The organism is Halochromatium sp. (genome assembly GCF_054919635.1).
The window spans coordinates 13,996-36,245 of the sequence record NZ_JBUDPI010000003.1 but is presented as its reverse complement, the minus strand read 5'-3'; the positions used below and the strand labels follow the sequence as shown (position 1 = coordinate 36,245).

Annotated in this window: 23 protein-coding genes; 13 read left to right on the top strand and 10 right to left on the bottom strand. The window is 62.7% G+C overall.

The features are described 5' to 3' along the window. The 3 genes from groEL to ACY693_RS00635 form a co-directional block, all read right to left on the bottom strand. Nucleotides 1-1,032, bottom strand: a 1,032-nt coding sequence (gene groEL / locus ACY693_RS00645; protein ID WP_462319890.1) for a chaperonin GroEL, incomplete at its 3' end; no start/stop codon positions are given. Nucleotides 1,033-1,117: 85 nt separating this feature from the next. Next, nucleotides 1,118-1,408 (bottom strand): co-chaperone GroES, encoded by a 291-nt coding sequence (groES, locus tag ACY693_RS00640; RefSeq protein ID WP_462319889.1) that lies wholly within the window; start codon nt 1,406-1,408, stop codon nt 1,118-1,120. Nucleotides 1,409-1,605: 197 nt separating this feature from the next. Then, on the bottom strand, nt 1,606-2,031 hold the full coding sequence (locus ACY693_RS00635) for an FxsA family protein (RefSeq protein WP_462319888.1): 426 nt from the start codon (nt 2,029-2,031) through the stop codon (nt 1,606-1,608). A gap of 232 nt (nt 2,032-2,263) precedes the next feature. Between ACY693_RS00635 and cutA the strand changes: the two genes are divergently transcribed. The 13 genes from cutA to ACY693_RS00570 all read left to right on the top strand — a co-directional run bounded on the left by cutA (nt 2,264) and on the right by ACY693_RS00570 (nt 14,635). Further along, complete coding sequence (gene cutA, locus ACY693_RS00630; protein WP_462319887.1) at nt 2,264-2,608, top strand: divalent-cation tolerance protein CutA; 345 nt, start codon at nt 2,264-2,266, stop codon at nt 2,606-2,608. 23 nt (nt 2,609-2,631) lie between these two features. Then, a complete protein-coding gene (locus ACY693_RS00625) occupies nt 2,632-5,064 on the top strand; it encodes a protein-disulfide reductase DsbD (RefSeq protein WP_462319886.1) in 2,433 nt (810 codons plus the stop codon). After that, a complete protein-coding gene (locus tag ACY693_RS00620; RefSeq protein ID WP_462319885.1) occupies nt 5,061-5,627 on the top strand; it encodes a TlpA family protein disulfide reductase in 567 nt (188 codons plus the stop codon). Before ACY693_RS00625 ends, ACY693_RS00620 begins: the two co-directional genes overlap by 4 nt. Nucleotides 5,628-5,833: 206 nt before the next feature. Next, nucleotides 5,834-6,283 (top strand): type II 3-dehydroquinate dehydratase, encoded by a 450-nt coding sequence (gene aroQ / locus ACY693_RS00615; RefSeq protein WP_462319892.1) that lies wholly within the window; start codon nt 5,834-5,836, stop codon nt 6,281-6,283. 87 nt (nt 6,284-6,370) lie between these two features. Continuing rightward, nucleotides 6,371-6,826, top strand: coding sequence for an acetyl-CoA carboxylase biotin carboxyl carrier protein (accB, locus tag ACY693_RS00610; protein ID WP_462319884.1), 456 nt, complete (start codon nt 6,371-6,373; stop codon nt 6,824-6,826). Continuing rightward, nucleotides 6,823-8,163, top strand: coding sequence for an acetyl-CoA carboxylase biotin carboxylase subunit (gene accC / locus ACY693_RS00605; RefSeq protein ID WP_462319883.1), 1,341 nt, complete (start codon nt 6,823-6,825; stop codon nt 8,161-8,163). Before accB ends, accC begins: the two co-directional genes overlap by 4 nt. A gap of 22 nt (nt 8,164-8,185) precedes the next feature. Continuing rightward, entirely contained in the window at nt 8,186-9,121 is a 936-nt protein-coding gene (gene prmA / locus ACY693_RS00600; RefSeq protein ID WP_462319882.1) for a 50S ribosomal protein L11 methyltransferase, read from the top strand. Nucleotides 9,122-9,167: 46 nt separating this feature from the next. After that, nucleotides 9,168-10,322, top strand: coding sequence for a tRNA dihydrouridine synthase DusB (gene dusB / locus ACY693_RS00595; protein WP_462319881.1), 1,155 nt, complete (start codon nt 9,168-9,170; stop codon nt 10,320-10,322). 67 nt (nt 10,323-10,389) lie between these two features. Beyond that, a complete protein-coding gene (locus tag ACY693_RS00590; protein ID WP_462319880.1) occupies nt 10,390-10,677 on the top strand; it encodes a helix-turn-helix domain-containing protein in 288 nt (95 codons plus the stop codon). A 48-nt stretch (nt 10,678-10,725) separates the two neighbouring features. Continuing rightward, the gene (gene purH / locus ACY693_RS00585; protein ID WP_462319879.1) at nt 10,726-12,294 is read left to right on the top strand and encodes a bifunctional phosphoribosylaminoimidazolecarboxamide formyltransferase/IMP cyclohydrolase; all 1,569 of its coding nucleotides are present in this window, start codon (nt 10,726-10,728) and stop codon (nt 12,292-12,294) included. Nucleotides 12,295-12,452: 158 nt separating this feature from the next. Continuing rightward, nucleotides 12,453-13,229: an acyl-ACP--UDP-N-acetylglucosamine O-acyltransferase gene (lpxA, locus tag ACY693_RS00580; protein WP_462319878.1), complete on the top strand. Its 777-nt coding sequence runs from the start codon at nt 12,453-12,455 to the stop codon at nt 13,227-13,229. Between the two features lie 161 nt (nt 13,230-13,390). Further along, nucleotides 13,391-13,783, top strand: coding sequence for a Co2+/Mg2+ efflux protein ApaG (apaG, locus tag ACY693_RS00575; protein ID WP_462319877.1), 393 nt, complete (start codon nt 13,391-13,393; stop codon nt 13,781-13,783). A gap of 18 nt (nt 13,784-13,801) precedes the next feature. Next, entirely contained in the window at nt 13,802-14,635 is an 834-nt protein-coding gene (locus ACY693_RS00570) for a symmetrical bis(5'-nucleosyl)-tetraphosphatase (protein ID WP_462319876.1), read from the top strand. Here ACY693_RS00570 and ACY693_RS00565 read toward each other — a convergent pair. The 7 genes from ACY693_RS00565 to leuS form a co-directional block, all read right to left on the bottom strand. Continuing rightward, nucleotides 14,632-15,147: a dihydrofolate reductase gene (locus tag ACY693_RS00565; protein ID WP_462319875.1), complete on the bottom strand. Its 516-nt coding sequence runs from the start codon at nt 15,145-15,147 to the stop codon at nt 14,632-14,634. The two genes, ACY693_RS00570 and ACY693_RS00565, sit on opposite strands and share 4 nt — an antisense overlap. 96 nt (nt 15,148-15,243) lie before the next feature. After that, nucleotides 15,244-15,603, bottom strand: a complete 360-nt coding sequence (gene rsfS / locus ACY693_RS00560) for a ribosome silencing factor (RefSeq protein WP_462319874.1) — start codon at nt 15,601-15,603, stop codon at nt 15,244-15,246. A gap of 96 nt (nt 15,604-15,699) precedes the next feature. After that, nucleotides 15,700-16,359: a nicotinate-nucleotide adenylyltransferase gene (gene nadD / locus ACY693_RS00555; RefSeq protein WP_462319873.1), complete on the bottom strand. Its 660-nt coding sequence runs from the start codon at nt 16,357-16,359 to the stop codon at nt 15,700-15,702. A 72-nt stretch (nt 16,360-16,431) separates the two neighbouring features. Then, on the bottom strand, nt 16,432-17,709 hold the full coding sequence (locus tag ACY693_RS00550) for a glutamate-5-semialdehyde dehydrogenase (protein ID WP_462319872.1): 1,278 nt from the start codon (nt 17,707-17,709) through the stop codon (nt 16,432-16,434). Nucleotides 17,710-17,805: 96 nt separating this feature from the next. Beyond that, nucleotides 17,806-18,843 carry a DNA polymerase III subunit delta gene (holA, locus tag ACY693_RS00545; RefSeq protein WP_462319871.1) on the bottom strand — a complete coding sequence of 346 codons (1,038 nt, stop codon included), beginning with the start codon at nt 18,841-18,843 and terminating at the stop codon, nt 17,806-17,808. 111 nt (nt 18,844-18,954) lie between these two features. After that, nucleotides 18,955-19,443 (bottom strand): LPS-assembly lipoprotein LptE, encoded by a 489-nt coding sequence (locus ACY693_RS00540; RefSeq protein WP_462319870.1) that lies wholly within the window; start codon nt 19,441-19,443, stop codon nt 18,955-18,957. A 179-nt stretch (nt 19,444-19,622) separates the two neighbouring features. After that, nucleotides 19,623-22,220, bottom strand: a complete 2,598-nt coding sequence (leuS, locus tag ACY693_RS00535; RefSeq protein WP_462319869.1) for a leucine--tRNA ligase — start codon at nt 22,218-22,220, stop codon at nt 19,623-19,625. Nucleotides 22,221-22,250 lie beyond the last annotated feature (30 nt).

Here is a 22,250-nt window from a genome sequence, read left to right as displayed (position 1 = left end):
GCCCTTGATCTCGTCATCCTGTCCGGCGCCGTCGATGATGGTGGTCTCGTCCTTGGTGATCTGCACCCGCTTGGCGGAGCCCAGCTCGTTCAGCGTGGTCTTCTCCAGCGTCAGACCGACCTCCTCGGAGATGACGGTACCGCCGGTGAGGATGGCGATGTCCTGCAGCATGGCCTTGCGGCGGTCGCCGAAGCCCGGTGCCTTGACGGCACAAACCTTGATGATGCCGCGGATCGAGTTGACGACCAGGGTGGCCAGGGCCTCACCCTCGATGTCCTCGGCGACGATCATCAGCGGACGACCGGCCTTGGCAACGGCCTCGAGCACGGGCAGGAGATCGCGGATGTTCGAGATCTTCTTGTCGTGCAGCAGGATGAAGGGGTCTTCCAGCTCAGCGGTCTGGCTCTGCTGGTTGTTGATGAAGTACGGCGACAGGTAGCCGCGGTCGAACTGCATGCCCTCGACGACGTCGAGCTCGTTGTGCAGCGACTTGCCCTCTTCGACGGTGATGACACCTTCCTTGCCGACCTTCTCCATGGCCTCGGCGATGATCTCGCCGATCGACTCATCGGAGTTGGCAGAGATGGTCCCGACCTGAGCGATCTCCTTGTTGTTGGAGCAAGGCTTGGACAGCTCCTTCAGCTGGGTCACAGCGGCTTCAACCGCCTTGTCGATACCACGCTTGAGGTCCATGGGATTCATGCCGGCGGCGACCGCCTTCATGCCTTCGCGGACCATGGCCTGCGCCAGCACGGTGGCGGTGGTGGTGCCATCACCAGCGATGTCGCTGGTCTGGGAGGCAACCTCCTTGACCATCTGTGCACCCATGTTCTCGAACTTATCGGAGAGCTCGATCTCCTTGGCGACGCTGACACCGTCTTTGGTGACGGTCGGGGCGCCGAAGGACTTCTCCAGCACCACGTTGCGACCCTTGGGACCCAGGGTGACCTTGACGGCATTGGCCAGGATATTGACACCCTCGACCATACGGTTACGGGCATCGAGGCCGAACTTGACTTCTTTTGCGCTCATCGCGTTGTTTCCTCAAGCAAAACTGGTTGTGTCGAACGATTGTTGTCGGACCGATCCGACGGGCGTTGGCGGCTGGGCGCGCGGATTAGCCCTCGATGACGCCCATGACGTCTTCTTCGCGCATCACCAGAAAGTCCTCGCCGTCGAGCTTGACCTCGGTGCCGGAGTACTTGCCGAACAACACCTTGTCGCCAACCTTGACGTCGAGGTTGCGGGTGTCGCCGTTGTCCATGATCTTGCCGTTACCGACGGCAATGACCTCGCCCTGAATCGGCTTCTCGGTGGCCGAGTCCGGGATCACGATGCCGCCAGCAGAGGTGCGCTCCTCTTCCATGCGACGGACCACGATGCGGTCATGCAAGGGACGAATCTTCATTTGCGTTAGCCCTCAGGGTCATAAACTAGGTTGTGGGGTAGAAGACCGGGACGGGCGATGCCCGACGCCGATGTCGAACTGTTGGCGCCATTCAAAACCAAAGGTTTCGGTTGGCTGTTAGCACTCATCTCGAGCGAGTGCTAATAATAGGCAGCGTCTGCGCTGTGTCAAGGGGGAAATGTTGCGCCGGGCCCCTTTCAGTCCTCGCGGCGCCAGTCGCCTTCGATGGTGCGCCGAGTCGTGCGCTCTTCCTGCACCACCACCCCGCCCTGAACCGGGACCAGCTTGACGTAGCGCCGAATCAGCGCATGCCGGACAGGCGGCACCAGCAGCACAAAGCCAACCGCATCGGTGACGAAGCCGGGCAGCATCAGGGCGAAGCCGCATACCAGGAGCACAGCGCCATCCAAGAGCTCGAGCGCTGGCGTCTCGCCGCGATCGAGCATGCTGCGGACCCGCATCAGTACAGTGAGCCCTTGACGTCGAACCAAGTAGCCACCGATGACCGCAGTCAGGATCGAGAGAAGGATGGTGGGTAGCGCGCCGATGACTGAGCCGACTTGGATCAGGAAGTAGAGCTCGATCAATGGGGCGAAGACGAACAGAAGAAGGATGATCCACATCGGGGAAGCCTCGCTAGTTGGGCGCCCGGCATCTGACGCCTGACGCAATGACCCGGACGTTTGTCCGGATTTTGGCGATTCAAACCGGCACAGCCTCGGCGCCCGGTTTCCGTTAGTCTATGCGGCTCGTCGGCAGCGCTGCTCGTTGCAAGCCCTATTGCAAGCCCTGTTGCAAGCAGTACCCAGCAATGTCCGACACAATCACAGTCCGCTCCACACTCGAGGCAGACCTATGGGAACTCACGATACCCCTGAGCCAGTCTATGTGAGTCTGTGCACCTGCCCCAATATGCAGACCGCGCAAGAGCTGGCAGAAGCACTCGTCAGCGAGCATCTTGCAGCCTGCGTCAACATCCTTAGTGGTGTCGTTTCGATCTACCGCTGGCAGACTGAGATCGAGACCGACAATGAGGTGCTGCTGATCATCAAGACAATGGAGAGCTCAGTCGATGCGCTTGCAGCGCGCATCGACGCACTCCATCCCTATAAGGTCCCCGAAGTGATCAGTCATCCGATCACCGCCGGCAACAAGAACTATCTCGACTGGGTCCGCCAATGTACTGCGAACAACCACTGACTGACTTCATCGCCCGAGACCGGATGGGCCAACAACACCGCCGAGCCTGCAGCGACCCACCACTTGCTCGCTTCGGTCTGCTTCTGCTGGCCCTGGCTCTGGCGCTGGGTCTAGCGCCGCCCGTGACGGGTGCGGCTGAGGACGAGTTCCTGCAGCCGGATCAGGCGTTTCGGATCAGCGGTGACGCCCAGGAGCCTGATGCTGTAACAGTGAGCTGGGATATCGAGCCGGGTTACTACTTGTATGGCTCCAAGTTCCGCTTTGAGAGCAAGACACCGGGCTTTGAGCTAGGTGCGGCAGCGCTGCCACCGGCTGAGAGCAAGACGGACCCCTTCTTCGGCGAGGTTGAGATCTATCGCGATCGGGTCGAGGCAACGCTGCCGGTTGAGCGCAGTGGCGATGTCGGCGAGGTCGTGCGAATCGAGACTCAGTCTCAGGGCTGCGCCGATGCTGGACTCTGCTATCCGCCGCAGCGCCAGAGCATCCTGCTAGAGCTACCGCGCTTGGCCGCTGTTGAGCCGCCCGCAAAGGCACCGACCGCACTGATGGATGAGCAGGACAGCGCCGCGGTCAGCGCCCAGCTCAGCAGTGGCACTCAATCGTTGGGTTTCGGCTTCGAGGATGACATCCTGCCCGCCGAAGAGGCCTTCCAGCTCGACGTCGCGGTCGAAGACCCTCAGACCCTGGCCCTGCGCTGGCGGATTGCACCTGAGACCTATCTCTATCACGACAAGATCGAGCTCGCGCTCGAGGATGCCGAGGGCGTTCAGCTCGGCGCCTACGAACTGCCTCCGGCCGAGATCAAGCCAGACACGGTGCGCCCCGACGGCAGCATCGGTGATGTCGCGATCTATCACGGCGATGTCGATCTCAGGGTGCCGCTGCTGCGCCGCAGCGAGGCGGCGACCAGCGTGACCTTGGTTGCCAAGTATCAGGGCTGTGCCGAGCGCGGCATCTGCTATCCGCCGGTGACTGATCGCGTCACGCTTGACCTCCCGCCCGCGGTGACGACGGTGGCACTCTCGGAGCCTGTGCAACCTGAAGCGGGTGAAGAGGGCGCTGCGTCAGTGACTGGCCCAGATGCTGGCTCAGTCACAGGCTCAGATACTGGCTCGGACACGGACTCAGCAGCACCGGAGCGGGTCTCCGAGCAGGACCAGATCGCGGCGCGGTTGGCCGAGACCGGTATCTTCGGCGCAGTGGCGATCTTCTTCGTGCTCGGGCTGTTGCTCGCGTTCACGCCTTGTGTCTTCCCGATGATCCCAATCCTGTCCGGCATCATTGCGGGCCAGGGTGACCAGATCACGACACGTAAGGCCTTTTTCCTGTCGCTCGCCTATGTCCTGGCCATGGCGCTGACCTATGCCATTGTCGGCGTCATCGCCGGGCTCTTTGGCGCGAACCTGCAGGCAACCTTCCAGAACGCCTGGGTGTTGGCGGCCTTCGCGGCGATCTTTATCGCCTTGTCGCTATCGATGTTCGGCTTCTACGACCTGCAGCTGCCGAGCAGCTTGCAGACCAAGCTCACCCAACTGAGCAACAAGCAACAGGGTGGCACCCTCACCGGCGCCGCGATCATGGGCGCGCTCTCGGCATTGATCGTCGGCCCCTGCGTCGCGCCCCCCCTCATGGGCGCCCTGATCTTCATTGGCAAGACCGGCGATGCGGTACTTGGCTTCTTCGCCTTGCTGGGACTGGGCCTTGGAATGGGCGCCCCCTTGCTGGCGATCGGCACCTCGGCCGGCAAGCTGCTGCCGCGCGCTGGCGCCTGGATGGATTCGGTGAAGGCCGTCTTCGGCGTGCTGCTGCTAGCGGTGGCGATCCTCTTGGTTGAGCGCGTGATCCCAGCAGCCTTCGCGATGGTGCTCTGGGCCCTGCTGTTGATCAGCTCGGGTGTCTATCTGGGTGCCCTCACCCAGCACGGCCCGCAGGCCAGCGGCTGGTCCAAGCTGTGGAAAGCGCTCGGCGTCGCCTTGTTGGTCTACGGTGTGCTGATGCTGGTCGGCACCGCCGCTGGCGGTAAGGATACGATCCAACCGCTGCGCGGCTTGATGCCAGCAGCGGGTGGCCATGGGGCTGTTGCCGCACATCCGGAGTTCAAGCGCATCAAGACCGTGGCCGATCTCGACCGGGCCGTGGCCGAGGCCCAGGCGCAAGGCAAGCCCGTGATGCTCGACTTCTATGCGGACTGGTGTGTGTCCTGTAAGGAGATGGAGCGCTACACCTTCCCCGACCCTGAGGTGCAGCAGGCGATGCAGCGTTACGTGCTCTTGCAGGCGGATGTCACTGCGAACGACGCCGAAGACAAGGCGCTGATGCAGGAGCGCTTCGGTATCCCAGGACCGCCAGCAATGCTCTTCTTCGATAGCAGCGGCGAGGAGCAGCGCGGATGGCGGCTGGTTGGCTTTGTGCCAGCAGACGAGTTTGCGGCCCACCTCAACGAGTTCGGCCGGTGAATGCCGCAAAGGTCCTGGCCGTGACGCTGCTGGCCGGCTCGGTCAGCATTGGCTTAGCCCTGTTCGGTGAGCGCTGGCTCCAGGTCGGCGACAGCAGCACCGAACCGCCTCGACGTGGTGCTCAGCAGGGCACGCTGGAGACCCTTCCCGACTTTCGTTTACCCACAGTCAACGGCCGTGAGCTCAGCAGCAATGCATGGGCCGGCAAGGTGCTGGTGCTCAACTTCTGGGCGACCTGGTGCCCGCCCTGCCTACGCGAGATGCCACTGCTCGATGAGTGGCAGCAGACCTACGGCAACCAAGGACTGCAGATCGTCGGTATCGCCATCGATCGTGCTGAAGAAGTGGCGGATTTTCTTGAAGACAACCCGGTGAGCTATCCCATCCTGCTCGGCGACCGAGACAGCGTTGAGCTCTCCCACAAGCTTGGCAACCGCACCAGCGGGCTACCCTTTACAGTCGGATTCGATCCCCTTGGGCAGCGCATCTTCAGCCACACTGGCGAGATCGACGCTGACCTGCTCGAGACAGAGGTCAAACCGCGACTTCTTGGGGTCAACTAGCGCAATCTCCGCGAGCGGGCTGCCCTGAACAGGCTGTTATACGGTCGCTAACGGCGCCGAAAACTTCGCTTATCCTCGGCAGGACAACGGTGACTTTGTAAATCGGCGCCTAATGCCGTACCCTAGAGCGCCATGTGCCTCGCATCACCTCAGCATGCCCTTTTCTCGACGGTTCGCTGCCAATGGCAGCGATTTCGATCGGTGTCATGGCCAAGATCCTCTGCCTGAACGGCCCCAACCTAAACCTGCTCGGCACCCGGGAGCCGGACAAATACGGTCGGGACAGACTTGAGGATATTGGCCGTCGCCTTTGCACCAGCGCCGAGGCCTCCGGTCACGAGCTGCAGATGCTGCAAAGCAATGCCGAGCATGAGCTCATTGATGCCATCCATCGGGCTAGGGCTGAGGGCGTTGCCTTCATCCTGTTCAATCCGGCCGCGTTCACGCACAGCAGCATTGCGCTAAGAGATGCGCTGTTGGCGGTCGCTATCCCCTTTATCGAGGTGCACCTGTCCAATGTCTTTGCGCGCGAGCCGTTTCGAGCCCATTCGTACTTCTCTGATATTGCTGAAGGGGTCATCACCGGGCTCGGCGCAGAGGGCTACGACCTAGCCCTGGCCGCAGCATTACGCCGGCTCGGCAACCCGCCGCCCTAGGCGCTTGCGCGGCGCGCTCGGGTCGTAGCCATCAACCAGTACTCGCGAAGAGTCAAGCATTAATCCACGGCGAGAAGATCAACTGTCATGGACATCCGCAAGGTCAAAAAGCTGATCGAATTGCTCGATGAATCGAACGTCGCAGAGATCGAGATTCACGAGGGTGAAGAGTCTGTGCGTATCAGCCGTCATGGCAGTGGAGCACCGCAGTTCATGATGCCCCCGGCTGCACCAGCGGCCCCGAGTGGAGCTCCGGCGCCTGCGACTTCGGTTCAGAGCGCCGCGCCAAGCGCCCCGGAGATCGACGATGCCTGTCTGGCGCGCTCACCGATGGTCGGCACCTTCTACCGATCGCCCTCGCCTGGCGCGAAGTCGTTCGTCGAAGAGGGCCAGGAGGTCAAGGTCGGTGACATCCTCTGCATCATCGAGGCCATGAAGATCCTGAATCAGATCGAATCAGAGCGCGCTGGCGTGATCAAGAAGATCATGGTCGAGAACGGCCAGCCTGTTGAGTACAACCAACCGTTGTTCGTGATCGAATGATCGAGAAGATCCTCATCGCCAACCGCGGCGAGATCGCGCTGCGTATCCAGCGCGCCTGCCGCGAGCTTGGCATCAAGACCGTCGCCGTCCATTCCGAGGCCGACCGCGAGCTGAAGCATGTGCTGCTCGCCGATGAATCGGTCTGCATCGGTCCGGCGCCCTCTCGCGACAGCTACCTGCACATCCCGGCGATCATCAGCGCCGCAGAGGTCACCGACACCGTCGCTATCCATCCCGGCTACGGCTTCTTGTCGGAGAATGCCGATTTCGCCGAGCGCGTCGAGCGCTCTGGCTTCGTGTTCATCGGCCCCAAGCCGGACACGATTCGGCTGATGGGCGATAAGGTCTCGGCGATTCGAGCGATGAAACAGGCTGGCGTGCCCTGCGTGCCCGGCTCCGATGGCCCGATCGACGACGACGCCAAGCACACATTGCAGCTGGCACGCGAGATCCGCTATCCGGTGATCATCAAGGCCGCTGGCGGTGGCGGCGGCCGTGGGATGCGCGTGGTGCACTCGGATGCCACCTTGCTGAATGCGATCTCGCTGACCAAGGCCGAGGCCGGTGCCGCCTTTGGCAATGATGTGGTCTATATGGAGAAGTACCTGGAGAACCCACGCCATGTGGAGTTTCAGGTGCTCGCTGACAGCTACGGCAACGCCATCCATCTCTGCGAGCGCGATTGCTCGATGCAGCGCCGGCATCAAAAGGTCATCGAAGAGGCCCCCGCCCCCGGTATCACGCCGGAGCAGCGGCAGCGGATCGGCGAGCGCTGTGCCGAGGCCTGCAGCACCATCGGCTATCGCGGCCTGGGCACCTTTGAGTTCCTCTATCAGGACGACGAGTTCTACTTCATCGAGATGAATACCCGGGTGCAGGTGGAGCATCCGGTCACCGAGATGATCACCGGCATCGATGTGATCAAGGAGCAGATCCTGGTTGCAGGCGGCGAGCGGCTGCGCTATCAGCAGAGCGACATCGTGCCGCGCGGCCACGCCATCGAGTGCCGGTTGAACGCGGAGCATTCGGAGACCTTCATGCCGAGCCCAGGACCCATCGAGGAGTTCCATGCGCCGGGTGGGCCTGGTGTGCGGATCGACACCCATATCTATGCGGGCTACGTGGTACCGCCCTATTACGACTCGATGATCGGCAAACTGATCGCTCATGGGGAAGACCGAAACGCGGCGCTCGCGCGCATGAGCAACGCGCTGCGCGAGACCATCATTCAAGGCATCAACACCAACATTCCGTTGCATCGGCAGTTGCTGAAGGACGCCGCCTTCCAGCAGGGCGGCGTCAATATCCATTATCTCGAGAAGAAGCTCGGTCTCTGACCGCAGCCACTGCTCCACCACGATGGCCTGGATCGAGCTCGAGCTGTTAGCAGACCGAGACGCGGCGCCGTTGATCGAGGCGGCGCTGGAGAATGCTGGCGCGTTAGCGGTGACCCTGGATGACGGCAACGACGGGCTGGTCGACCCAGTAGTCAACTCAGCGGAGCCCAGTTGGAACCCCCATCAGGTGCTCGAGCCCGCCCCAGGCGAGACCCCGCTCTGGCGCCAACTGCGCATCACCGCCTTGTTTGACGACAGCCCAGCCGGCAGCATGCAGGCCGAAGCCGCCTCCCAACGCTTGGCGGCTCAATGTCTCGCCCCGCCAAGCCTGCACCGACTCGAGGACCAGCCCTGGGAGCGCATCTGGCTCGAAGGCCTGAAGCCACAGCGTTTCGGCGAGCGACTCTGGGTCTGCCCGCGCGGCCAGACAGTGGACCGAGCTGATGCCGTCGTCATCGATCTTGATCCAGGGCTGGCGTTTGGCACTGGCCATCATGCGACCACCGCCTTGTGTCTAGAGTGGCTTGATCGAGCCCCGCTCGCTGGCTCGACGCTCATCGATTTCGGCTGCGGCTCTGGTATCCTGGCGATCGCGGCACTGAAGCTCGGGGCCGCGCGAGCGATTGCCGTTGACCATGATCCGCAGGCCCTGGAGGCCACCTTGGAGAACGCCCAGATCAACGCCGTCGGCGAGCGTCTCTGCGTCTACGAGCCGGAGCAGTTGCCAAGACAGGTTGCCGATTTGCTGGTCGCCAATATCCTCGCTGGCCCCTTGGTCGCGCTAGCGCCGAGCCTGAGCCAGCTGACCAAGCAAGGTGGCCTCATTGCGCTCTCCGGTATCCTGAAGCACCAAGCTGAGATGGTCAGCAATGCCTATCGGGCGAGCTTTGCGCTCGAGCCCCCGTTGGAACGCGATGACTGGGTGCTGATCGCCGGTCAGCGGCAGCCGGTTGCCTAAGGACAACACGGGAGTCGCTCGCACGCAGACCGACCACAACCTCCTGATGCCCGAGTCAGACGCCGCTGCGACGCAAGCCACCAAGCTCTTGCAGCCGCTACAGATCGGCTCAGTCAACATCCAGAACCGCTTGATTCTGGCGCCGATGGCCGGGGTCACCGATCAACCCTTTCGCCTCCTCTGCCGGCGGCTCGGTGCTGGTCTTGCCGTCTCCGAGATGCTGTCCGCGAATCCCGCCCTACGCCGCACGCGTAAGAGCTGCGAGCGCAGCAATCATCAGGGTGAGCCGGGACCGATTGCGGTGCAGATCGCGGGCGCCGATCCGCAGCAGATGGCGGAGGCGGCGCGGCACAATGTCGAGCGCGGTGCCGAGCTGATCGACATCAACCTCGGCTGTCCGGCGAAGAAGGTGTGCAAGGTTGCCGCAGGCTCAGCACTGCTGCGCGATGAGCGCCTGGTCGGACGCATCCTGGAGGCCGTGGTGGGCGCTGTCGATGTGCCGGTGACGCTGAAGACGCGCACGGGCTGGTCACCGCAGACGCGCAACCTGGGACGCATTGCGCAGATTGCCGAGGCCAGCGGGATTCAGCTCTTGACGGTGCATGGTCGCACTCGTGCCTGCGGCTATTCGGGCGAAGCGGAGTTTGACAGCCTGGCCAGCATCCGCGATCTGTGTCCAACGCTGCCGCTAGTGGCCAACGGTGATATCGATGGACCGGCCAAGGCACTCGAGGTGCTGAACAGGACCGACGCCGATGCTATTATGATCGGACGCGCCGCATTGGGCCGACCTTGGATCTTCGGTCGCATCGCAACCGTTCTCGGCGGTCTTGCAACACCACCGGCGACAGCAGAGTACTCGGCGAGTGGCGAGCCCCCAACGACGGCATCCGAGGTGCCGACAACACCCTCGCTAGTCTGGATTGGAGCGATCCTGACGGAGCATCTGGACCGGCTCTACGGGTTCTACGGCGAGCGGCGCGGGGTGTTGATCGCACGCAAGCATATTGGCTGGTACCTGCGTGGCTTGGGTGGCGAGTCTGGCTCGGACGCAGGGGAAGAGCCTTTGCGCCGGCGTTTGATGGCAACGACCTCAGCGGCAGAGCAGCTAGCCCTGCTGCGAGCCTATGTTGCCGAGACCGCTTCCTTAGGCCTTGAGCCGTTAGCCAGTCCTCCTTGCTCGGCAAGGAGCCTGGGCTGAGGGCCTAGACGACGCCAGCATAATGGCGCGCAAATACCACCTCGAACGGGCGGCAAGGGGTCAATCGATGAATGACGGGCAAAGCTTTGCGGTAACGGATGTTGAAAAGCATGAGTCGGGCCACACCGAGCCTTTGCGAGAATGCGTGCTGACCGCTTTGCGTAGCTACCTGTGCAGCATGGGTGACCATGACATCCGGGGGCTCTATCGACTGGTGATGGACGAGGTGGAGCAGCCGATGTTCACAGCAGTGCTCGAGCACACCAAAGGCAATCAATCCGCAGCCGCCGAGATCTTGGGCATCAGCCGCGGCACCCTGCGCAAGAAGCTCAAGCCTAGGACCGACCAGGCCTAGCAGCGCAGACACGGCTCTGCGCGTAAGCCGCACCTGGAGAAGACCAGAATGAAACCAATGAAACGGGCCCTGATCAGCGTCTCTGACAAGACCGGCATTGCCGCCTTCGCCACTGCGTTGAGCAAGCAAGGGATCGAGATCCTGTCCACAGGTGGCACGGCGCGGCTGCTCACTGAGCACGATGTGCCAGTGATTGAGGTAGCCGAATACACCGGTTTTCCGGAGATGATGGATGGGCGCGTGAAGACGCTGCATCCGCGCATCCACGGCGGCATCCTCGGGCGTCGCGGCGAAGATGATCCGGTCATGCACGAGAATGAGATCCATCCCATCGACCTGGTGGTGGTGAACCTCTACCCGTTCGAGCAGACCGTCGCTCGCCCTGATTGCGACCTGCCCACCGCAATCGAAAACATCGACATTGGCGGTCCGACGCTGATCCGTGCTGCAGCCAAGAACCACCGCGATGTCACCGTCGTCTGCGATCCAGCGGACTATGACCGGGTCTTGCAGGCAATGGCTGCGAACAACGGGGTCGTGGATGCTCAGACCCGCTTTGATCTGGCGGTACGGGCATTCGAGCATACGGCCCAATACGATGGCGCCATCGCCAACTATCTGGGCGCCATTGTTGAGCATCCAGAGGGCAAGCCAGACGGTCTGCCGCGCACCTTCAATATGCAGTTCCGCAAACGCCAGGCGATGCGTTACGGCGAGAATCCGCATCAGAGCGCAGCCTTCTACGTTGGCCGTGGTGGCTGTGAGGCCTGTGTCGCAACAGCCGAGCAGCTGCAAGGCAAGGCACTGAGCTACAACAATATTGCTGACACCGATGCGGCGCTCGAATGTGTCAAGCAGTTCAGCGACGCATCAGCCTGCGTCATCGTCAAGCACGCCAACCCTTGCGGCGTGGCGGTGGGAGAAACACTGCTCGGCGCCTATGAGCGTGCCTTCAGCACCGATCCTGAATCGGCATTCGGTGGCATCGTCGCGGTCAATGAGCTGCTCGATGGCGAGACGGCAGCGGCCATCGTTTCCAGGCAGTTCGTTGAGGTGATCATCGCCCCCGAGGTCAGCGCCGAGGCGATGGAGGCCATTGCGACGAAGAAGAATGTCCGTCTGCTGCGCTGCGGTCCCTGGCCTGTCGAGCGGCAGGGTTATCGAGATTTCAAGCGTGTTCGTGGCGGACTCTTGGTGCAAGACGCCGATCGGGATCTCACGGCGACACTCAGCTGCGTCAGCAAGCGCGAGCCGAGTCAGGCGGAGCGCGACGACCTGCTGTTTGCCTGGCGCGTCGCCAAGTTCGTCAAATCCAATGCCATCGTCTATGCAAAGGACGGCATGACCGTGGGTGTCGGGGCTGGACAGATGAGTCGGGTAAACTCGGCGCGCATCGCCGGGATCAAGGCCGAGCAGGCCGGCTTGGAGGTAGCGGGGGCGGTGTTGGCGTCGGATGCCTTCTTTCCGTTCCGTGATGGACTCGACCAAGCCGCAGCGGCTGGTATACGGGCCGTCATTCAGCCAGGTGGATCGATGCGCGACGAGGAGGTCATTGCTGCTGCCGATGAGCACGATATCGCGATGTTGTTCACCGGGATGCGCCATTTCCGACATTGACGCACGAGCCATACCTGCTCTCTGTATTCCGATTCGTGGATTCCGATCTGTGGACCCGATCGCTGGGCTTGGTTGCTCCCACCGCCTGTCCTCGAGCGTTCTCCTTGGCTGTGCCCCCTGAGCGATGGTCTCTTGACCCAACAACTGTGAGCTAAGCCGTGGCGATCCACCCGAGTGCGATCATTGAGGACGGCGCCGAGATCGACCCCAGCGCCGACATCGGTCCTTGGACGCTGGTCGAGGCCGGCGCCGTGATCGGCGCCGAGTGCCGGCTCGAGAGCTGCGTGCGGATCTTTGGCGGCACTCGGCTTGGGGCGCGTAATCGCGTGTGCCACGGCGCCACGCTCGGCAGCGAGCCACAGGACTTAGGCTTCACGCCCGAGCGCAGCCGGCCGTTGACGATCGGCAGCGATAATTGCTTTCGCGAATACGTGAACATCAGCCGCGGCATCAAGAGTGAGGTAGGCACCCGCATCGGCAGCCGCAACTACTTCATGGCCTACAGCCATGCCGGCCACGACTGCCAGGTCGGTGATGACAATATCTTGGCCAATACCGCGACCCTGGCCGGGCATGTCGAGCTGGCCCACCATTGCTTCATCTCCGGGCAGGTTGCGGTGCACCAGTTTGCGCGCATCGGTGCCTACTGCATGATTGGCGGACTCACCGGCGTCTCCAAGGACATACCCCCATTCCTGATCGCGAACGGCCAGCGCGCCGTCCTCGTCGGCCTGAATCTGGTCGGTCTGAAACGCAACGGGTTCAGTGCCGAGCAGCGCACGCGGATCAAGGCCGTGTACCGATTGATCTTTCGCTCAGGCCTTCGGCTAGCGGATGGTCTGCTCGAGGCGAAGACCCGCCACCCGAGCCTGGAGACCAATCAGATCGTCGAGTTCATCGAGACCTCTGAGCGCGGAGTGGCTGGCTTTGTCTGACGCAAGAATGACATTCACATGCATCGGTGTGCCAACCTGCTTAGTCCACCAGCAGCGCCGCAGTGCTCGCCCTGGCCGCCTCTTGCATTGGCCCCACCTTCTTCTCCCGACGCAGCTTGATGCCGCGAATCCATTGACCAAATCTCATAGACCAAGACACCATGGCCAACCACGAGACCCACGCACGCTATCACATCGACGTCCACGCGCTGACCCGCTATCTCCCTGAACAGTCTGACCCAGATGGTGGCCGCTTCACCTTTGCCTATACCATCACCATCAGCAACAAGGGCGAGGTACCGGCGAAACTCCTGAACCGTCACTGGATCGTGACCGATTCCGACGGCAAGACACAGGAGGTTCGTGGTGCCGGGGTTGTCGGCGAACAACCCCATCTTCAGCCAGGGGAGAGCTTCGAGTACTCAAGCGGGACGCAGATTGCTACGCCGCTCGGAAGTATGCACGGCAGCTACGAGATGCTCGCCGATGATGGCACACGCTTCAACGCTGAGATCCAGCCGTTCTCGCTCGGGGATCGCAGCGGGCTGCATTGAACCGATTCCAGAGAGACGATGGCGACCTACGCGATTGGAGATATCCAGGGCTGCTACGACGAGCTGCGCCGGCTGCTCGATAAGGCCGGCTTTGACCCGACCAAAGACAAGCTCTGGTGCGTTGGAGACCTCGTCAACCGCGGTCCCGATTCGCTCGCTGTGCTCCGCTGGATCAAGGCGCTCGGTGAGCAGGCGATCGTAGTGCTCGGCAATCACGACCTGCACCTACTGGCGGTCGCGCTCGCCGGCGCACCCGTGAGCAAGAAGGACACACTGGACGCAATTCTCGAGGCTGCAGACCGCGACGAACTCTTGCACTGGCTGCGCCATCGTCCGCTGCTGCATCACAGCGAGAAGAAGGGCTTCACCCTGGTCCACGCCGGTCTTCCGCCGCAATGGGATCTCGCCCAGGCTCAGCGCTGCGCGCGCGAGGTCGAATCCATGCTGCAGGGGCCAGACCATGTTGAGCTCCTGCGGCAGATGTACGGCAACGAGCCGGTACGTTGGAGCGATGAGCTGACCGGGATGGACCGATTGCGCTTCATCACCAACTGTTTCACGCGCCTGCGTTGGTGTGGTGCCGATGGGCAGTTGTTGCTGAAAGAGAAAGGTGGACTCGAGCAGCCCGCGGCCGGCGCCCTGCCCTGGTTTCGTGTGCCGGGTCGGCAGACCAGCGAAGACCGCATCCTGTTTGGCCACTGGTCGACCATTGGCTTTCTCGCCGAGAACAACTGCTGGGCACTCGACAGCGGCTGCGTCTGGGGTGGCCGCATGAGTGCCCTGCGGGTACGTCGCAAGAAACCGATGACCTTGATCGAGCTCGACTGCGCCGGCTATCTCATGCCTGGTTAACCTGGATGAACCCGCTCTAGGGTCACGAACTCTAGGTCGTAAGGATTGTCGGTATCGCGTCTTCGATATCGACGCTCGATCTCTCGCCACTCCGAGGGCAACCAGGCTGGAAAGTCGGTGTCGCCCTCGATCTCGGCATCAATCAGGGTCAACAGCATGCGGTCGGCGAGCGGTAGGAAGGCCTCATAGACACTGGCACCGCCGACGATCATGACCTCGGGCACCGGACCGGCTTGCTCCAACGCCATCTCGGGAGCGCTCGCGGCCTCTGCTCGAGTCAGCGCCGCTCGAAACACCGGGTCGGCTGAGATCACGATATGACGGCGTCGCGGCAGCAGGCCAGGCAGAGATTCCCAGGTGCGCCGACCCATGATGATCGGCTTATCCAAGGTGTGGCGCTTGAAGTGCGACAGGTCGGCAGGGAGGTGCCAGGGCATGGTATTGGCTCGCCCGATGACCCGCTCATGCGCCATCGCGGCGATCAGGGTGATCCGAGGCCGTGTAGTGCTCATCGGAGACAGCGCCGGGGAGCGGTCGGTATCCTCCTCCTCCACCGACCTAAGACTGAGCCTGAGTCCGAGCCAGTCCCACGCCAGGTTAGAGCTTGATTAGGCGGAGGCACCAGCGCTCGCCCGTGGCACCAGCGAGGGAGCGTTCCAGAGACGTTCGAGACTGTAGAAGTCTCGGACTTTCGGTAGCATCAGGTGAACCACGACCCCATTGAGGTCGACCAGCGCCCACTCACCTTCTTGGACACCTTCAGTACCGAGCGGAGCCTCTCCTGCCTCTTTCGCCTTATAGGCGACGGTCTCGGCGATTGCCTTCACATGCCGGTCGGAGGTGCCAGAGGCGACGATCATGAAATCGGTCACCGCGGTCTTCCCCCGCACATCCATCACGCTGATATCGCGTGCCTTCATATCGTTTAGAACCTCAACAACAAGGTCCTTCAAGTGCTCTAACTGCATTCATGATCCTCTTAGGGCGCCTAGCGCAGGGAATAGGAGAGTACAAAACCCTCGGCGGCGCCGGCTAGGTCCTGCCACAGATGGCAAGACTGACGTTTAGGGCGTGGACCGAGGGACAGAGTCACCCACGGAGTACCAGCCGTTGTCGACGGCCATCGACAGCACGGCCTCAGGCAGCAAATAGCGCGGGCTCAGACCCTGCGCCAGTAGCCGACGAATCCGGGTCGCCGATATGTCCAGCTGTGTCACGGTTTGGAAGTAGATATGCCCCCCGGCTCGGCGACGCAAGGCGGCGGGCTCATCGATTCGGCGCTGCTCTACCTGATCCCGCAGCCAAGGGTCCCGCGCCCTGGGCGCACCGGGGCGCTGCATCACGATCAGATGCACCAGCTCAAGGATATCGAGCGGGCGGTGCCAGTCCGGCAGACCTTCGAAGGCATCTGCACCCACCAATAGACAAAGCGGCACCTCAGCACCAAGCTCATCGCGAAACGCGCCCAGGGTATCGACTGTGTACGAGAGTCCGCCGCGGCTCAGCTCACGATCATCGGCGACCAGGAGCGGCTCATCGCGGATCGCCATCTGAAGCATCGCCATGCGCTGCTCTGGAGACGCAATGGGCTGGCGTCGATGCACCGCAGCGGCAAGCGGCAGTAGCCGAAGCTGTGTGAGGCTCAGATGCTGGACGACATCCAGTGCCACACGCAGATGGCCAAAGTGCACGGGATCGAAGGTACCTCCGAAGAGACCAATCATAGAGCGCGACCGACCGCGACCACTTCGCCGACAGGCATCCGATCAAGGTCACAGATGCTCGTCAAGATGCGGCTATTCACGGATTTGGCCGTCACCGAGCACGACGAATTTCTGCGACGTCAATCCGTCGAGCCCGACGGGTCCGCGGGCATGGAACTTATCGGTACTGATACCGATCTCGGCACCGAGCCCGTACTCGAAGCCATCGGCGAAACGGGTAGAGGCATTGACCATCACCGAGCTGGAATCAACCTCACGCAGAAAGCGACGGGCGCGGCTGTAATCTTCGGTGACAATCGTGTCGGTGTGATGCGAGCCGTGGGCCTCGATATGCTCGATCGCGGTCTCCATACCGGAGACAACGCGCACCGACAGGATGGGGGCCAGGTACTCGGTGCCCCAATCCGCGTCGGTGGCTGGGCGGGCATCGGCCAGGATCTGGCGAGTGCGCTCGCAGCCTCGGATCTCAACGCCCTTAGCCTCCAAGGCAGCGCCGATGCGCGAGAGCAGCGGCCGTGCAACTGTCTCCGCCACCAACAGGGTCTCCATGGTGTTGCAGGTCCCATAACGCTGCGTCTTCGCATTCACGGCAATCGCTACCGCCTTGTCAAAATCGGCCTTGTCATCGATATAGACGTGGCAAATGCCATCGAGATGTTTGATCACAGGCACCCTCGCCTCGCGGCTGATACGCTCGATCAAGCCCTTACCGCCGCGCGGGATGATGACATCGATGTATTCTGGATGGCTGATCATGGCACCAACTGCGGCACGGTCCGTGGTCGCAATCACCTGCACAGCATCTGCCGGAAGCCCGGCGGCTTGCAAGCCGCGGTGGATACTCGCAGCGATGGTCTGGTTTGACTGAAAGGCCTCCGAGCCGCCGCGCAGCACGCTCGCGTTACCGGCCTTGAGACAAAGCGCAGCAGCATCAGCGGTCACGTTCGGGCGCGACTCGTAGATGATGCCAATGACACCGAGCGGGACCCGCATACGCCCAACCTGAATGCCTGATGGGCGGTAATCCAGGTCGGTGATGGCACCAATCGGATCAGACAACGCGGCGATCTGCTCGAGTCCGGTGATCATCGCGTCGATCCGTCCCGAGGTCAGCTCCAAGCGATCGAGCAGCGCCGAGTCCAGACCTTTGGCGGCGCCGGCCTCAAGATCAGCGGCATTGGCCTGGCCCAGGGCCTCGCGATGGGCGTCGAGGTCGGCTGCGATCGCATGCAGTGCATCATTCTTAGCGCCCGTATCGGCGCGAGCCATGGCACGCGCTGCTAGACGCGCCCGGCGCCCAACATCGGCTATATAGGCGGAAACGTCTGTGATCTTGGTCTCGATCTTCATGGCAGTGCAGCGGCGAGTGAAATGCGTGGTAGCGCGAAAACCGTTTAGTTTAACAATGTTCTGGGCGCAAGCCAGCGTCCATGCTAGCGCCCCATGCTAGCGCCTGGTCGGTCCGGCGGCGAGTCCGTCGGCAATACCGGCGAGGAGTTGCCAGGGATCGCCGACACCACGACCCTTGATGGCCTGATCGGCATCGGCGCAACCGATGACCAGGTCCCAGAGGGTTTCGAGCGGCAGCCGATCCAGCGCCGCCATGATCACCGGCCGACGCGAATCCCAGACCTGATGGGTCTTGAGTAGCGAACCGAGGGGCTGCCCTTTATGGCGGGCGAACGAGAGCGCAGCCAACTTGCGGACCTCCCGTGCCAGCGCCCAGAGCACCAAGGGCTCAGCGGTACCCTCGGCCTGCAAGACCTCGATCACACGCGCGGCTCGAGCACGATCGCCGCTGACGGCGGCATCAGCGAGATCGAACACGCCATAGCGGGCACTGTCGGCGACAGCCGCCAGCAGGCCTTCGGCGTCGAGCGGTCCGGCCTCGAGCGCAAGACCGAGCTTGGTGATCTCTTGATCGGCGGCGAGCAGGTTGCCTTCGACCCGCTCCGCAAGCAGCGTTACCGCATCGGGACTCGGGATGAAGCCAGCGCGCCGCAGCCGCGCGTCGAGCCATTGATTGAGCTGACGACCCTGAGGCTCGCGCACCTGGACCACTAAACCAGTACGCTCGACTGCTTGCACCCACTTGGCCTTCAAGCCCTTCCAGTCGAGCCCCGGCGCCAGGATCAGCAGCAGTACGTCCGAGCCCAGATGCTCCAGGCAGGCACGGATGGCGTCCGAGCCCTCGCGCCCAATAGCGTCACCCTTGGCCCCGGCCTTGCTCGGCGCAATGCGCAATTCGATCAAGCGACGCTCGGCGAACAGAGACAGGGAGCCCATGGCACCGGCGAGCGAGGACCATTCGAAATCTGGGCCGGTCTCCAACAGCTCGCGCTCGCTGAAGCCCTGCTCCCGGGCCCGCGCGCGCACCGCATCAGCGGCCTCACCCAACTGCAATGGCTCGCTGCCAGCCAGCAGATAAACCGGTGCCAAGCCCTTTTTGAGCTGTTGGCTGAGCTGGGCTGGCGCGATCGGCATGCTGATCAATCGCTCACAGGGCGCCGATCGGACGTCTTAGGCGGCGATTGAGCGGAGACTGGGCGCGAAGGCTCAACGTGAAGTTGAACACGAGAATGCACATTTAGACGGCTAAGAACGGGCCGCAACGGCAGCCCGTAACCGCAGCAGGACCTGATCGGCGGCATCGTCAGCCATATCCTGATAGATGATATCTGACTCCAGCTGCTTGCCGAGCACGGCCACATCGGGGTTGTCATCGAAGGTCCGCTCCAGGCTCAGTTGCTGCTCCGGGATCAGCCGTTGGCCACTGGCGTCAGTGGCATCGAAGCTCACCCGAAACTCAAGCGCATAAGCCAGCGCCTTGCCAGCTCGGTCCACCGCGACGACACGGGAGCTACGCGATTGCCCGAGGATGCGCAGGACCATCCCGGCCTCCGTCGCGGTGCCCGTCACTGGCACCCCACTGCCACGCAAACGCTCATTGATCGCCTCTCCGACCAGACCGCCGGACTGGATATAGACGGGCTCGAGTGCCGCTGGGATGTCGACCGCGCCGCGCAAATGGAAACCGCAGCCTGCGAGCAGCAGGATGAACGCCGCAACCAGCCAACAGCCCACAACTTGGGCGCAGGCCAATTGCGCGAGAGGGCGAGGCCCTGTCGCCTGCAACGGCCGCTCAGCCGCCTGCTCAGCCCGAGACTGGACGTGAAACAAGCGCTCCATTATCCGGCTTGGCAACGCGCCATGACCATTAGCCCAGCATTGGCGGCACTGATCCGCCCGAGTCGATTGTCCGCTCATTTGGCGACCAGATTGACGAGCTTGTTTGGCACCACGATGACCTTGCGCACCGTCGCCTCGCCGATAAAGCGCTGCGCGTTCTCGTTGGCCAGCGCAGCGGCCTCGACCTCAGCGCGATCGGCGTCGGCCGGCACCTCGATCTTACCGCGCACCTTGCCATTGACCTGCACCACATAGGTGATCTGGTCCTGCGCCAGCGCTTCTTCATCGACCTGGGGCCAGGGGGCCTGGAGGATGTCGTCACCGAGACCGAGCTCGCGCCAGAGGTGATGGGTGATATGAGGTGAGATCGGCGCCAGCAGCCGCAGCGCAATGCTGAGCCCCTCGCGACGAACCAACTGCGCTGCCGCGCTCTCGTCGAGCTTCGACAGGATATTGACGATGGTCATGCAGGCCGAGACCACGGTATTGAACTGCTGACGCTCATAGTCGAATAGCGCCTTCTTCAGCGCCGTATGCACCTCCCGCCGCGCCTCGCCCTGGGCGTCATCAAGTGCATCCGCTGCGCTGCCAGCCAGGGTCCCATCAGCCGCGGCCTGCGCTGAAGCGGCCGCACGTATCCCTTCAGCCTGAGCCGCGGCGAGCCCCCACAGCCGTTTCAGGAAACGATAGGCACCTTCGACACCCTCATCGCTCCATTCCAGCGACTGATCCGGTGGCGAGGTGAACATCACATAGAGGCGAACCGTATCGACGCCGTAGCGCTCGATCATCGCCTCCGGGTCCACCCCGTTGTTCTTCGACTTCGACATCTTCTCGATGCCGCCGAACTGCACCGGCTGGCCATCGGCCTTGAGCACCGCGCCGATCACTCGTCCCTTGTCGTCGCGCTCAACCTCGACGTCGGCTGGGTTAAACCATTCGCGCCGACCCTCGGCGTCCTCGCGATACCAGGTCTCAGCGACCACCATGCCCTGGGTCAGCAATCGGGCGAAGGGCTCATCGCAGTCGACCAAACCCTCGTCGCGCAGCAGCTTATGGAAGAAGCGCGCGTAGAGCAGATGCAGCACGGCATGCTCGATGCCACCGATGTACTGATCCACCGGCAGCCAATACTTGGCGCGCTCGTCGAGCATGGCCGTGTTGCAATCCGGCGAGCAGTAGCGGGCGTAGTACCAGCTCGACTCGACGAAGGTATCGAAGGTGTCAGTCTCCCTGGTCTCCCCGTTCGGCAGCTCGGAGAAGGCCGGCAGCTTCTTCAGCGGCGAGCCAGAGCCATCGACCACCAGGTCTTCTGGCAGCCGCACCGGCAGCTCGGTCTCGGGGCGGACCTCACCATCGGCGGTACGCACCACCGGCACCGGACAGCCCCAATAACGCTGACGCGAGACGCCCCAGTCGCGCAGCCGGAAGTTGACCTGCCGGCCGCCCTTGCCGTGGGTCTCGAGCCAGTCGGCAACGGCGTCGAAGGCCTCTTCTGAGGTTAGTCCATCGAAGGGGTCGGAATCCCTTAGCAGCCCCTTATCGGTGAAGGCATGCGACTCGATCCCGACCTCCTCGCCCTCGGCGGCAAAGATCACCTGCCGCTTCGCAATCCCATAGCGCTCAGCGAATTCCCAGTCGCGCTGATCATGCGCCGGCACCGCCATCACGGCACCCGTCCCATAGCCCATCAGAACGAAGTTGGCGGCAAAGATCGGCACTGGCTGGCCCGTGATGGGATGTACGGCATCGATGCCCAGGCGATGCCCCTTCTTCTCCATGGTCTCCAGCTCGGCCTCTGAGGTCCCGCCCTGTCGGCATTCATCGATAAAGGCCGCTAGCTGCGGATTTCCTTGCGCGGCGCGCTGGGCGAGCGGATGCTCGGCAGCGACGGCGACATAGGTCACCCCCATGACGGTATCGGGGCGCGTGGTGAAGATGTCGAGCGTCTCATCGCTGCCGACGATGCCGAAGCGCATGTGCACCCCCTCGGAGCGACCGATCCAGTTGCGCTGCATCGCGCGCACCCGCTCCGGCCAACCCGGGAGGCTATCGATCGAATCGAGCAGTTCCTGCGCATAGGCGGTGATCCGGATGAACCATTGCTCGATCTCGCGCTTCTCTACCAGCGCCCCGGAGCGCCAGCCGCGGCCGTCGATGACCTGCTCGTTGGCGAGCACGGTCTGATCAATCGGGTCCCAGTTGACCGTTGCAGTCGCGCGATAGGCCAGTCCCTTGTCCATCAGCCGCGTGAACAGCCACTGCTCCCAGCGGTAGTAGTCGACATCACAGGTGGCCAGTTCGCGGTCCCAGTCGTAGCCAAAGCCGAGCCGTTTGAGCTGCTCTTTCATCGCAGCGATGTTCTCGCGCGTCCAGGTCGACGGCGGAATGCCATGCTTGATCGCCGCGTTCTCAGCTGGCAGCCCAAAGGCATCCCAGCCCATCGGCTGCAGCACGTTCTTGCCGAGCATGCGCTGATGGCGCGCGATCACGTCGCCGATGGTGTAGTTGCGCACATGCCCCATATGCAGTCGTCCCGACGGGTACGGAAACATCGACAGGCAGTAGAACTTCTCGCGGGACGGGTCCTCGACGGCCTTGAAGGCCTGCGTCGACTCCCAATGGCGCTGCGCCTCCTGCTCGATGGCGCGCGGCTCGTACTCGGTCTTCATCATGGTTGGGCTGAGCGGGTTGGTGATCGG